Raw genomic sequence first — 11,679 nt, 5'->3', positions numbered from 1 at the left:
GACAGGACAGAGGCTCGGGACGATCCGAGCGCGACGAGCAGTCGCATGCTTTCGTGGCCGGCCGGCGCGGACAACTGCTCCGCACCACCTCGGCGTGCAGGGTGTCTTGATCTGTTCGGTCCCGACCTCGGCCTACAGCTTTCCGGCCGGGAGGCGGCATCCCCGCGCACCGGTGGAGCTGTCGCCTCCCGGCCGGAGCCGCCCGGGCAGCGGGCGCCTCCGGCCGGCGGGGTCAGTAGGCGTACGGCCAGGCGGCGGCGTCCCAGGCCAGGAGGTTGATGCCGAGGCGGGCGTCGCCGGCCGGGGTGTTGGTGTAGGGCAGCGTCCTTCTCAGGTCGCGATGCGGTGGATGTGGCGCATCTTGTTCATCGCGTCGAGCGCCGCGACCTTGTAGCTCTCGGCCAGCGTCGGGTAGTTGAAGACCGCGTCGACCAGGTAGTCGACGGTGCCGTTGCAGCCCATCACGGTCTGGCCGATGTGGACCAGCTCGGTGGCGCCGGTGCCGAAGACGTGCACGCCGAGCAGCTTGCCGTCGTCCGGTGAGACCAGAAGCTTGAGCATGCCGTACGAGTCGCCGATGATCTGCCCACGGGCCAGCTCGCGGTAGCGGGCGATGCCGACCTCGAACGGGATGCGCGCCTCGGTCAGCTCGTCCTCGGTGCGGCCGACGAAGCTGATCTCCGGAATCGTGTAGATGCCGATCGGCTGGAGTTTCTGCATGTCGCGCGTGGGCTCGCCGCAGGCGTGGTGCGCCGCGAGCCGGCCCTGCTCCATCGAGGTGGAGGCGAGCGCCGGGAAGCCGATGATGTCGCCGACCGCGTAGATGTGGTCGACCGTGGTCTGGTAGCTCTCGCTGACCGCGATCCGGCCGCGGTTGTCCGCCTCCAGCCCGGCGTTCTCCAGGTGGAGGTCGCTGCCGAGGCCCTGGCGACCGGCCGAGTACATCACCGTGTCGGCGGCGATCCGCTTGCCGGACTCGAGCAGCGCGATCGCGCCGCGCGGGTGCCGCTCGACCGAGGCGACGGTCTCGCCGAACCGGAACGTGACGGCCAGGTCCCGCAGGTGGTACTTCAGGCTCTCGATGATCTCCAGGTCGCAGAACTCGAGCATCCGGTCGCGGCGCTCGACCACGGTGACCTTCGTGCCGAGCGCGGCGAACATCGACGCGTACTCGATACCGATGACGCCGGCGCCGACCACGATCATCGAGTTCGGCACGTGTTCGAGGTTGATGATGCCGTCGGAGTCTATGATCGTCCGGTCGTCGAAGTCGACGGTGGACGGCCGGGCCGGCCTGGTGCCCACGGCCACGATGATCTTCTCGGCGGTCACCTTGGTCTCGCGGCCGCTGTCGTCGTCGACCGAGACCGTGTGCGCGTCGAAGAACGAGCCGCTGCCGGTCAGCAGCCGGACGCGGTTGCGCTGCAGCTGACTGCGGATCACCTCGACCTCGCGGCCGATCACGTGCGACGTGCGCGCGCTGAGGTCGCCGACCGTGATGTCGTCCTTGACCCGGTAATCGCGACCGTACATCTCGCGCTGGTTGAGGCCGGTCAGGTAGACGACGGCCTCACGCAGCGTCTTGGACGGAATGGTGCCCGTGTTGATGCACACGCCACCGATCATGTTGCGCCGTTCGACGATGGCGACCCGTCGATCCAGCTTCGCCGCGGCGATCGCGGCCTTCTGCCCGCTCGGGCCCGATCCCAGCACCAGCACGTCGAAGTCGTACACGAGACTCATCATGCCCTGAATGCGTTACCAGCGGGGTTCGGGCGAGAAATCAGATGAGTTCCTTCGCGATGACCTTCGCCAGCGCGCGGAACGCCTTGCCGCGGTGGCTGATCGCGTTCTTCTCCGCCGGGGTCAGCTCCGCGTTCGTCTTCTGCTGCCCGTCGGCGATGAAGACCGGGTCGTAGCCGAAGCCGCCGTCGCCGCGCGGCGCGCGCAGCAGCCGGCCGGTCATCCGCCCGTCGACCAGGTGTTCCTTGCCGCCGGGCAGGACCAGCGCGGCAGCGCAGACGAACGCGGCACCCCGGTGCTGCTCCGGCACGTCCGCGGTCTGGGCGAGCACCAGGTCGGTGTTGGCCTTGTCGTCGCCGTGCCGGCCGGACCAGCGCGCGCTGAACACGCCGGGCATGCCGGAGAGCGCGTCCACGGCCAGGCCGGAGTCGTCCGCGACCGTGGGCAGGCCGGTGTGCCGAACGCCCTCGCGCGCCTTGATCAGCGCGTTCTCGCCGAACGTCAGTCCGGTCTCCGGCACCTCGAGGTATTCCGCGACCGCGTCCAGGCCGACCAGCTGGATGCGACTGGCGCCGAGCGCGTTGTCGAGGATGCTCTGCAGCTCGGTGAGCTTCTTCTCGTTCCGCGTGGCCAGGAGCAGTTTCGTCATGCCGAGAGCGCCTTCCGCTGAGCCTCCGCCAGGTCGGCGCAGCCGGCCACGCCGAGGTCGAGCAGCGCGTCGAGCTGGGCGCGCCCGAAGACGGTCGCCTCGCCGGTGCCCTGGACCTCGACGAAGTCGCCCTCGCCGGTACAGACGATGTTCATGTCCACATCGGCCGCCACATCCTCGGTGTAGCACAGATCGAGGCGCGGCTCACCGCCGATGAGGCCGACGCTGACCGCGGAGACGGACCGGTGCATGACCTTCTCGACCGTACGGCTGCCGATCATCTTCTTCTCGGACATCCAGGAGACCGCGTCGTGCAGCGCCACGTAGGCACCGGTGATCGCGGCGGTCCGGGTGCCGCCGTCCGCGTTGAGCACGTCGCAGTCGAGCACGATCGAGTTCTCGCCGAGCGCCCGCAGGTCGATGCAGGCCCGCAGGCTGCGGCCGATCAGGCGGGAGATCTCGTGGGTGCGGCCGCCGATCCGCCCCTTCACGCTCTCCCGGTCGGACCGGGAGTTGGTGGCGCGGGGCAGCATCGCGTATTCAGAAGTCACCCAGCCGAGGCCGGAGCCCTTGCGCCAGCGCGGCACCCCCTCGGTGACGCTGGCGGTGCAGAGCACCCGGGTCGCGCCGAACTCGACCAGCACCGACCCTTCCGGATTGGGACTCCACCGCCGGGCGATGGTCACCGGTCGGAGCTGATCGGGCGTTCTGCCATCGGGACGAGCCATGGCGGAAGCCTATGCGCTGGCCTTCGCGCGTCGCTCGCGGGTCCTCACGCGCTCGGTGCCGCCTTCTCCCGCGGGGTGGACGCCGCGTCGTGCGCCTTCAGGAAACCCTCGATCGCCGCGGGCCAGCCGAACTCCTCGGCGCGGGCCCGGGCCGCCACCCGGCGCTCGTCCTCCGGGCGGGCCAGCAGCGTCTTCACGCCCTCGGCGAACGCCCCGCCGGTGCCGGCCACCGCCATTCCGGCGTCACCGACCACCTCGGGCAGCGCGCTGGCCGCGTTGACCACCACGGGCGTGCCGCAGGCGAGCGCCTCCAGCGCGGCGAGGCCGAACGTCTCCACCGGTCCGGGCGCGATCGCCACGTCCGCGCTGGCCAGCAGCCCGGCGACGGTGGCACGGTCGTTGATGAAGCCGGCGAACCGGACCGGCAGCCGGGCCGCCTTGTAGGCCAACGCGGCGCGGCGCGGGCCGTCGCCGACCACCACCAGCGACGCCTTGACGCCGGACGCCAGCAACGCGGCGAGCGCGTCGATCGCGAGCTCGGGCCGCTTCTCCGGGGAGAGCCGGCTGCAGTGCACGAGCAGCGCCTCGTCGTCCCGGGCGAAGCGGGCCCGGATCGCCGGGTCGTGATGCTTCGGGGTGAACGCGTCGAGATCCACCCCGAGGGGGACCTCGACCAGGTTCGGCGTGCCGATCCGCTTGAACTCCGCGGCCGCCCACGCGGTGGTGCAGAGGATCGTGTCGAACTGGCGGGCGGTCCGCGCGTTCAGCACGTCCGCCACGCGCCCGCCGGCGCCGGCCGGCACTCCCCACACGGTCAGCAGGCCGGCCAGGCTCTCGTGGGACACCATCATCGACGGTACGCCGTGCGCCTTCGCCCAGTCGCCGGTCCAGCGCAGCGTGCTCCGGTCGGAGACCTCCAGCCGGTCCGGCCGCAGATCCTCCAGCACCTTGGAGAGCCGGCGGCGGCCGAGCATCAGCCGGTAGCCGCCGGTCCGCGGGACCATGGTGCCGGGCAGCGTGATGACCCGCCCGTAGGACGTCATCTCGTCGCCGGCCTTCTTGCCGGGGACGACCAGGATCGACTCGTGCCCGGCGTCCTGATAACCCTCGCCGAGGTTGCGCAGCGCGGTGCGCAATCCCCCGGAGCGGGACATGACGAAGTTCGCCAGCCGGACGATGCGCAGGCCGCCCGGCGGCGTCATGGGTTCCGACGACGCGCGCTGGCCGGGGATCGACACCGGGAGAACCTCCTGGTCAGGGCTGACGTGCAAGATGGACACGGCCGTCAGGCCGCCATCTGCACGGGCGCCGGCACACCGGGACCGGCGACCACGGCAGCGTAATGCCCGAGGAGTTCGTCGCCAACGGCCGCCCAGCTTCGGCGGGCCACGGTGGCCCGCGCGGCCCGTCCGAACTCGGCCCGCCGCTCGTCGTCCGCGACCAGGCCGGCGACCGCGTCGGCCAGCGCGGACGCGTCCTCCGGCGGCACCAGCTCGCCGGTCACCCCCGGCTTGACCAGGTCGACCGGGCCGCCGACCGCGGGCGCGACGACCGGCAGCCCGGACGCCATCGCCTCCTGCACGGTCTGGCCGAACGTCTCGTACGGCCCGGTGTGCGCGAAGATGTCCATGCTGGCGTAGAGCCGGGCGAGCTGCTCGCCGTGCCGGGCGCCGAGGAACAGCGCGTCCGGCACCGCCTTCTCCAGTTCCTTGCGCGCGGGACCGTCGCCCACGATGACGACCTTCACACCCGGCAGGCGGCTGGTCTTCGCCAGCAGGTCGACGCGCTTCTCGACGGCGAGCCGGCCGACGTAGCCGACGATCAGCTCACCGTTCGGCGCGAGCGCGCGGCGGACCAGCTCGGAGCGGTGGTCCGGGCGGAACCGCTCGACGTCCACGCCGCGCCGCCAGAGCCAGACGCGCGAGACGCCGTGCGCGATCAGCGCCTCGGCGGACGCGGTGGAGGGCGCCAGCGTACGGTCGGCGGTGTTGTGGATCTGCCTGATCCACTTCCAGGCCGTGGCCTCGCCCCAGCCGAGCTTGTAGAGACGTGCGTACGCGGCCACGTCGGTCTGGTAGACCGCGACGGTCGGCAGGCCGCGCTGGGCGGCGAGCACCGAGCCGCGGCCACCCAGGAAGAACGGGCTGGCCAGGTGGACCACGTCGGGTCGATGCGCATCGAGCGCCTCGGCAATCTTGGGCACCGGGAGTCCGAGGCGGAAATCCTTGTACCCCAGCATCGGGAAGCTCGCCACCCGGACCACCGGATAGTCGGTGACCGGCAGCACGCGGCGGGTCGTCATCGACGGGTTGGGTGCGATGACGAGCGGCTCGTGCCCCTTGCTGACGAGGTGCTCCGCGACGCGCACGACGGAGTGCGCGACGCCGTTGACGTCCGGCAGGAACGACTCCGTGATGATCGCGATACGCATGGGCTCACCGTGCGGTTTCGGCCGGTGCGGCAGCTGAAAGCAGGTTGTCCATACGGCGAACTCTGGCACAAGAAACGCCATCATGGTCGATGGCTGATGTCAGATCTCGTAACGCGCGCCCGGGCGCACGATCTCGACCGGGCCGTTGAACGCCGCCTGCGCCGCGTCCTCGGTGAGCGCCTCGCTCCCCCACGCCGCGACCAGATGGGTCAGCAGCAGCCGGCCGACCGCGGCCTTGTCCGCGATCTCGCCCGCCTCCCGGCCGGTGAGGTGCAGGTCGGGCGGGTTGTCGACGCCGTCGAGGTAGCTGGCCTCGCAGAGGAACACGTCCGCGCCCTGAGCCAGCCGCAGCAGCGAGTCGCAGGGCGCGGTGTCGGACGAGTAGGCGAGCACCCGGCCCTCGTGCTCGACACGGACGCCGTACGTTTCTATCGGATGGTTGACCCGGTCGACCGTGACCGAGAACGGGCCGATCGGGAACGTGCCGGGCTGCAGACTGTAGAACGTGTAGACGTCGTCGACCGGGCCCTCGTCGAGGCTGTAGGCGGTCGCGATGCGGTCCGGCGCACCGTCCGGTGCATAGACCGGCAGCGGCGGCAGCGGGCCGTCCGGCGCATACCGCCGGGCCACCACGTAGGTGCAGGCGTCGAGGACGTGATCGCAGTGCAGGTGGCTGATCAGGATCGCGTTGACCGAGTGCAGCCCGGCGTAGCGCTGCAACGCGCTCATCGAGCCGGAACCGAAATCGATCAGCAGGTTGAAGCCGTCGACCGAGAGCAGGTACGCGGAGCAGGCCGACTCGGGACCGGGAAAACTGCCGGCACAGCCAAGCACGGTCAATCGCATTCTGCTACCCCGTTGTCACGCTGCGCTGTCGACGGCCGGTCGTTCCCACACACAAGCCCGCACGGACCCTCACCGGAGATCGTCCGTCGAGAATCCACCACGCTGCGCAGCCTACGCCGTGACCAGCGCGGCACATAAAGGTCTGATCGAACTTGTCACGAAGGTGACAACGGATTGCGATAAGCGTTCCGGACACTCGCGAGCCAGTGATCGTTACGCGGCGTGCGCATGCGGCGTTGCACAGGGTGAGGAGTTCTCCCCCCGGCGCGGCAACAGCTCCATTCCGAGATCGGAGTAACGACGTGCCCGACGCCCCCACCACCGGCTGGCTCCCGATGTTCACGGAGACCACCGATCTGCCTGATCAGCGGCGCGCACCGGTCACCGGCCCGGCGTTCCGCATGCCCGCGGAGACCGACCCGGAACCGTCCACCCGCCGCCTGCTCACGCTCTCCTGCTGGGCCGGAACGCTCGCGCTGCTCGGACTCGCGGTCGCGGTCCGCGGTCTCGCCGCGCTCCTCACCGACACGGCCGGTGGCTGGCACGAGCCCGCGACGGTCGCCTGTGGTGTGACCGGGATCGCATTCCCGGTCGCCGCCTTCCTGTCCGTCCACCGCCGCCGGCTGCCCTGGATCATGCTGGCCACCGCGACGACCGCTCTCCTGGCGTCCACACTGCTGTGAACGGACCGGGAAGATCCGGATCCGCACTGCCGTAGACGGAGCGAAAGATCCAGATCTTGGTTTTCCCGCTTCCGGCGTGGTCGATTTCGTTTGCTCCCGCGGGCACCGGTCGGCCGCAGGCGGCCTCCCTGTCAGTTTCCGGGTGGTCCGGAAGATCAACATTCAATGTCGAGGCGTGCTCCGAGCCGTTGGAACGGCTCGGAGCACGCCTCGATCATGAGTCGGTGATCAGGCCCAGAGCTGGCCTTCGAGGGACTCCTCGGCCTCGGCGAGGGTGCCGCCGTAGGCGCCGGTGGAGAGGTACTTCCAGCCGCCGTCCGCGACCAGGAAAGCGACGTCCGCGCGCCGGCCCGCCTTCACGGCCTCGTGCGCGACGTTGAGCGCCGCGTGCAGCACCGCGCCGGTGGAGAACCCGGCGAACAGGCCCTCGACCTCGACGAGCTGCCGCGTGCGCAGCACCGAGTCGCGGGTGCCGACGGAGAACCGGCGAGTGAGGACGGTGGCGTCGTAGAGCTCCGGCACGTAACCCTCGTCGAGGTTGCGCAGCCCGTAGACCAGCTCGCCGTAGCGCGGCTCGGCGGCGACGATCTCGATGCCCTCGACCTTCTCCCGCAGGTAGCGGCCGGTGCCCATCAGCGTGCCGGTGGTGCCGAGGCCGGCCACGAAGTGCGTGATCGACGGCAGGTCGCGCAGCAGCTCCGGGCCGGTGGTCTCGTAGTGTGCGCGGGCGTTCGCCTCGTTGCCGTACTGGTAGAGCATCACCCAGTCGGGGTGCTCGGCCGCGATCTGCTTCGCGGTGGCGACGGCCTGGTTCGAGCCGCCGGCCGCGGGCGAGAAGATGATCTCCGCGCCGTACATCCGGAGCAGCTGGATGCGCTCGGCCGAGACGTTCTCCGGCATCACGCAGACAAGGCGGTAACCGCGCAGTTTCGCCACCATGGCCAGCGAGATGCCGGTGTTGCCGCTGGTGGGCTCCAGGATCGTGTCGCCCGGCCGGATCCGGCCGGCCTCCTCGGCCGCCCGGATCATGAACGCGGCGGCGCGGTCCTTCACGCTGCCGGTGGGGTTGCGATCCTCGAGCTTCGCCCACAGGCGGACCGGTGGCGCCCCCTCGGGCACCACCGGCGACAGGCGTGGCAGTCCGATCAGTGGCGTGTCGCCACCGAGGTCGAGCAGGCTGTCGTACCGCGCCATGGTTCTTATCGGCCGTTGTGGCCGAGCAGCGCGGCCGCGGCGGCGAAGCCGAACGCCCCACCGGCGACGGCCGGGAGCACGGTCACCGACGCGCCGTCGGAGAGCTTGGCCTCGAGGCCGCCGAGGAAGCGCACGTCCTCGTCGTTGACGTAGATGTTCACGAACCGGTGCAGCGTGCCCTCCGGCGTGACCAGGCGGCCACGGATGCCGGAGTGGCGCGAGTCGAGGTCGGTGAGCAGGTCGGCGAGCGTGTCGCCGGAGCCCTCGACGACCTTCGCGCCGCCGGTGTAGGAGCGCAGGATGGTGGGGATGCGAACTTCGATGGCCATGATGGCGTACTCCTGAAGGAAGAATCGACAGACGACGATAGAGGGAAGACGATTACGGTTGTGGGGCGCGCGGGATCAGCGCCGACACTCGTAATCGACCGTCGTCGGACTCTGGCCGAACATGAACGTCTGGACGGCGTGGGGATCAGGCACCATGGGGCATCAGCTCCATGGATTCAATGGTGCCATCCCGCACCTCGACCGGCTCCTCGGTCACCTCACCGTCCACGATGCGGAACGACCGGATCTCCTCGGAGCCCGGCTCGCGCGTCGAGACCAGCAGGTAGTGCGCGCCGGGCTCGCCGGCGAAGGAGACGTCGGTGCGGGACGGGAACGCCTCGGTGGCGGTGTGCGAGTGGTAGATGACCACCGGCTCCTCGTCACGGTCGTCCATCTCGCGCCAGACCCGCAGCTGCTCCATCGAGTCGAACTCGTAGAACGTCATCGACCGGGCCGCGTTGTCCATCGGGATGTGCCGCACCGGGCGGTCGCTACCGGCCGGGCCGGCGACCACGCCGCACGCCTCGTCCGGGTGGTCCCGGCGGGCGTGCGCGACGATCGCGTCGAGGATCGCCCGGTCAATGGTCAGCACGCCCGCCACTTTACCCTGGCTCGCGGCACGCCCGGCGGTCCCGTGGCGCCCGTCACCCCTCGATCAGCGCGTGCAGCAGCGACTCCTGCAGGTACCCCAGGTACGCGTAGACCGACAGCTGGAAGACCCGGGTCGAGGTGGGGTCGTGCAGCACCGCGTCGTCGAGTTCCTCGCCGAGGTCGGTCTCCGGCCGGATCTCCAGCCGGATGCCCATCGCCAGCCGCGCGTCGTTGATCGCGCGCAGCCAGGCCTCGGCCTCCTCCGCGTCCAGCGACACGTCACCGGCGCCCTCGGAGGGCAGCCCGGCGAGGATCGCGCCGGCCTGGTCGATCTTCGCGGTCTTGAGGTCTCCCTCGGTGTATCGCCGGACCTCCTCGCTCTCCGCGGGCTGATCCGGGTAGATCGCCGGGAAGAGCCGGTCGACGACCGGGTCGTCGTGGTCGAAGCCGTCCGTGAGCAGGCCCACGACCTCGCTCGCGACCTTGCGCAGCACGCGCACCTCGTCCTGGGCGAAACTGGCCACGCACTGCGTGCCCTGGCGCCGGAACATGCTCACCGTCCTCCCGTCACTGCCGGTCCACCGTCGCCCACAAACCATAGGCATGCAGTTGGGAGGCGTCGTGCTCCATCCTCTCCCGGGCGCCGGTCGAGACCACCGCCCGGCCCTTGTGATGGACCGCCAGCATCAGCTCCTCGGCCTTCTCCCGGCTGTATCCGAACAGCTTCTGGAAAACCCAGGTCACATAGGTCATGAGATTGACCGGATCATCCCAGACGATCGTCACCCACGGACGGTCCTCGACCGGGAGCTCTTCGATGTCTGGCGTTTCGACCGGTGCGATCTGCGGCGCCGCCATGTCCCCATCGTGCCACCGAGTCCGCTGTGGTGAGGAACCGACCGAACGACGAGTCGCTCAACTCAGCAGAATGCCGTGGTCGACGGCGTCCGACAGGACCGCGCTGAGCGAGCGCTGCACGGCCTCGAACCGCCGGCTGATCTCCCGGAGCAGCTCCAGCTCAACGCCGCGAATGGCCAGCTGCAGCCACGAGCGGGCGCGGTTGTTGTCCCGGTTCGCCGGATGCCGCCAGTACGTGTAGCAGGCGCCCGACAGCCCGATGCCGAGCCCGGGCAGCGGACGCGGGATCCCGGGCGTCTGGTAGGCCGCCAGCGCCGCCACCGCGCCCTCGCCGGCCACCGTCGCCACCCCGCCGGTGTTCGTCACCAGCAGCACCCGCTCGAGGTCGCGGGCGGACCGGTCGTCGGCGAACCCGTCCCGGACGGCCGCGATCACCCGGCGGCGGGCCGCCTCGGTGGCCGGCTCGGCCAGCACCAGTTCCAGCAGGTCGTCGATGATCTTCTCGGCCGCGGCGTCGCACTCGGCCACCGCGGAGAGCGACAGCGCGGCCATCTCCCGGTCGAGCGCGCCGGGCAGCCCGGGACAGCCGCCGCCGAAGACGATCTCCTGCACGCAGCGCAGGTGGATGTTGGCGATCTCGATCGCCAGCCGCTGGCGGACCAGGGACGTGTTCGTCCGGGTCAGGTCGTCCAGGCGCTCGGACCAGCCGGAGCGCTCCGCGTCGGAGGCGACCCGGACGGTGCGGCCGGAGCCGGGCGGCACCGGCGGATTGAAGCTGGCCCGCTCCAGGCCCTCCAGCCCGGACCACTCGATCAGCGCGCGGCGCAGGAACGCGGTGTCGGCCACGGCCGGGTCGACCGTGTGCCAGCCGGCGTCCACGGCGGCCGGGACGGCCGCGATCACGGCGTCCCGCGCGTCGTTGATCGCGGTCTCGATCGCGCCGTCACCCCAGGTGCCGTCCGCGGCCGGGGTGAGCGCGAAGAACAGCTCGACGCCGGCCCGGTGCAGCTGGGTGAGGAGCGTGGCCTCGGCCGGGAGCAGCTCGTGGCCGGCCGAGACGACGTAGAGCACGGCGCCGCCGCGGGTGGCCGCGTCGAGCAGGATCCGGGTGCCGGCGGCGGAGAGGCGCTCCGCGTCCGGCGTGTCGACCAGTGCGAAGTGACGCAGCAGCGGGTTCGGCAGGGTCAGCTCGATGCGGCGTGGCGGCCGGGCGCCGGACTCCTCGCCCGGCGGTGGCGGCGTGAACGGCTGCGGCTGGCGGTTGCCGGGCACGTAGGCGCAGATGTCCCGGCTGTGCCCGTACGTCACGACCAGGTAGCTGTCGTCCGGCCGGTCGAGCAGCGGCCCGGCCGAGTCGAGCAGCGCGCCGAGCACGCCGCCGCGGCCGCTGTCCCGGGCGCCGAGGATCATCAGCGCGATCGGCTCGTCCGGGACCGGGTCGGTGTGCGCGGCCCGCGGGCGTGACGCCTTTCCCTGCTTCGGTCCCACCGGCACGCTGCTCTGCGCCTGGGTCGGCTTCCGCTGCTTCGGCGCCGGTGGCACGGTGTTCTGCGCCTGGGTCGGCCCGCTCTGCTGCATGGTGCGGCTCCTCAACGGATGTTCGCCGGATTCAGGCCGCGGCATGGTG

Annotated in this window: 12 protein-coding genes and 1 pseudogene; 1 reads left to right on the top strand and 12 read right to left on the bottom strand. The window is 70.9% G+C overall.

Features of this window, described 5'->3' with window-relative positions; translation table 11 throughout:
* Positions 1-330: 330 nt before the first annotated feature.
* The 6 genes from sthA to J2S43_RS40890 all read right to left on the bottom strand — a co-directional run bounded on the left by sthA (position 331) and on the right by J2S43_RS40890 (position 6,397).
* Positions 331-1,746 carry a Si-specific NAD(P)(+) transhydrogenase gene (sthA, locus tag J2S43_RS40915; RefSeq protein WP_306838699.1) on the bottom strand — a complete coding sequence of 472 codons (1,416 nt, stop codon included), beginning with the start codon at positions 1,744-1,746 and terminating at the stop codon, positions 331-333.
* 37 nt (positions 1,747-1,783) lie between these two features.
* Positions 1,784-2,392: an RdgB/HAM1 family non-canonical purine NTP pyrophosphatase gene (gene rdgB, locus J2S43_RS40910; protein ID WP_306838697.1), complete on the bottom strand. Its 609-nt coding sequence runs from the start codon at positions 2,390-2,392 to the stop codon at positions 1,784-1,786.
* Positions 2,389-3,120 (bottom strand): ribonuclease PH, encoded by a 732-nt coding sequence (gene rph / locus J2S43_RS40905; RefSeq protein ID WP_306838694.1) that lies wholly within the window; start codon positions 3,118-3,120, stop codon positions 2,389-2,391. The genes rdgB and rph overlap by 4 nt, the downstream gene beginning before the upstream one ends.
* 44 nt (positions 3,121-3,164) lie before the next feature.
* Complete coding sequence (locus J2S43_RS40900) at positions 3,165-4,358, bottom strand: glycosyltransferase (protein WP_503125039.1); 1,194 nt, start codon at positions 4,356-4,358, stop codon at positions 3,165-3,167.
* 47 nt (positions 4,359-4,405) lie between these two features.
* Positions 4,406-5,551 carry a glycosyltransferase family 4 protein gene (locus tag J2S43_RS40895; RefSeq protein ID WP_306838692.1) on the bottom strand — a complete coding sequence of 382 codons (1,146 nt, stop codon included), beginning with the start codon at positions 5,549-5,551 and terminating at the stop codon, positions 4,406-4,408.
* 99 nt (positions 5,552-5,650) lie between these two features.
* Positions 5,651-6,397: an MBL fold metallo-hydrolase gene (locus tag J2S43_RS40890; protein WP_306838691.1), complete on the bottom strand. Its 747-nt coding sequence runs from the start codon at positions 6,395-6,397 to the stop codon at positions 5,651-5,653.
* A gap of 302 nt (positions 6,398-6,699) precedes the next feature.
* Between J2S43_RS40890 and J2S43_RS40885 the strand changes: the two genes are divergently transcribed.
* Positions 6,700-7,080 (top strand): hypothetical protein, encoded by a 381-nt coding sequence (locus tag J2S43_RS40885; RefSeq protein WP_306838689.1) that lies wholly within the window; start codon positions 6,700-6,702, stop codon positions 7,078-7,080.
* A gap of 228 nt (positions 7,081-7,308) precedes the next feature.
* Here the strand turns inward: J2S43_RS40885 and J2S43_RS40880 are convergent, their stop codons facing one another.
* The 6 genes and pseudogenes from J2S43_RS40880 to J2S43_RS40855 all read right to left on the bottom strand — a co-directional run bounded on the left by J2S43_RS40880 (position 7,309) and on the right by J2S43_RS40855 (position 11,630).
* Positions 7,309-8,274, bottom strand: coding sequence for a PLP-dependent cysteine synthase family protein (locus J2S43_RS40880; protein ID WP_306838687.1), 966 nt, complete (start codon positions 8,272-8,274; stop codon positions 7,309-7,311).
* A gap of 5 nt (positions 8,275-8,279) precedes the next feature.
* Entirely contained in the window at positions 8,280-8,603 is a 324-nt protein-coding gene (locus J2S43_RS40875; RefSeq protein ID WP_306838685.1) for a MoaD/ThiS family protein, read from the bottom strand.
* A gap of 75 nt (positions 8,604-8,678) precedes the next feature.
* Positions 8,679-9,195, bottom strand: a pseudogene (locus J2S43_RS40870) (M67 family metallopeptidase).
* Positions 9,196-9,247: 52 nt separating this feature from the next.
* On the bottom strand, positions 9,248-9,745 hold the full coding sequence (locus J2S43_RS40865) for a DUF2017 domain-containing protein (protein ID WP_306838682.1): 498 nt from the start codon (positions 9,743-9,745) through the stop codon (positions 9,248-9,250).
* 16 nt (positions 9,746-9,761) lie between these two features.
* Positions 9,762-10,052, bottom strand: coding sequence for an ATP-dependent Clp protease adapter ClpS (clpS, locus tag J2S43_RS40860; RefSeq protein WP_306838681.1), 291 nt, complete (start codon positions 10,050-10,052; stop codon positions 9,762-9,764).
* A gap of 57 nt (positions 10,053-10,109) precedes the next feature.
* Entirely contained in the window at positions 10,110-11,630 is a 1,521-nt protein-coding gene (locus J2S43_RS40855) for a hypothetical protein (protein ID WP_306838679.1), read from the bottom strand.
* Positions 11,631-11,679 lie beyond the last annotated feature (49 nt).

It is taken from the genome of Catenuloplanes nepalensis (genome assembly GCF_030811575.1).
GTDB classification, from domain to species: Bacteria; Actinomycetota; Actinomycetes; order Mycobacteriales; family Micromonosporaceae; genus Catenuloplanes; species Catenuloplanes nepalensis.
Note: the sequence above shows the minus strand (reverse complement) of the source record. Positions and strands in the feature narration are given on the sequence as shown.

What these genes read in the sequence shown, in the direction of transcription:
- rph (WP_306838694.1), bottom strand. Translation starts at nt 3,120, where the DNA reads ATGGCTCGTCCCGATGGCAGAACGCCCGATCAGCTCCGACCGGTGACC.
- J2S43_RS40855 (WP_306838679.1), bottom strand. Translation starts at nt 11,630, where the DNA reads ATGCAGCAGAGCGGGCCGACCCAGGCGCAGAACACCGTGCCACCGGCG.
- J2S43_RS40865 (WP_306838682.1), bottom strand. Translation starts at nt 9,745, where the DNA reads ATGTTCCGGCGCCAGGGCACGCAGTGCGTGGCCAGTTTCGCCCAGGAC.
- sthA (WP_306838699.1), bottom strand. Translation starts at nt 1,746, where the DNA reads ATGATGAGTCTCGTGTACGACTTCGACGTGCTGGTGCTGGGATCGGGC.
- J2S43_RS40895 (WP_306838692.1), bottom strand. Translation starts at nt 5,551, where the DNA reads ATGCGTATCGCGATCATCACGGAGTCGTTCCTGCCGGACGTCAACGGC.
- rdgB (WP_306838697.1), bottom strand. Translation starts at nt 2,392, where the DNA reads ATGACGAAACTGCTCCTGGCCACGCGGAACGAGAAGAAGCTCACCGAG.
- J2S43_RS40875 (WP_306838685.1), bottom strand. Translation starts at nt 8,603, where the DNA reads ATGGCCATCGAAGTTCGCATCCCCACCATCCTGCGCTCCTACACCGGC.
- J2S43_RS40890 (WP_306838691.1), bottom strand. Translation starts at nt 6,397, where the DNA reads ATGCGATTGACCGTGCTTGGCTGTGCCGGCAGTTTTCCCGGTCCCGAG.
- J2S43_RS40880 (WP_306838687.1), bottom strand. Translation starts at nt 8,274, where the DNA reads ATGGCGCGGTACGACAGCCTGCTCGACCTCGGTGGCGACACGCCACTG.
- clpS (WP_306838681.1), bottom strand. Translation starts at nt 10,052, where the DNA reads ATGGCGGCGCCGCAGATCGCACCGGTCGAAACGCCAGACATCGAAGAG.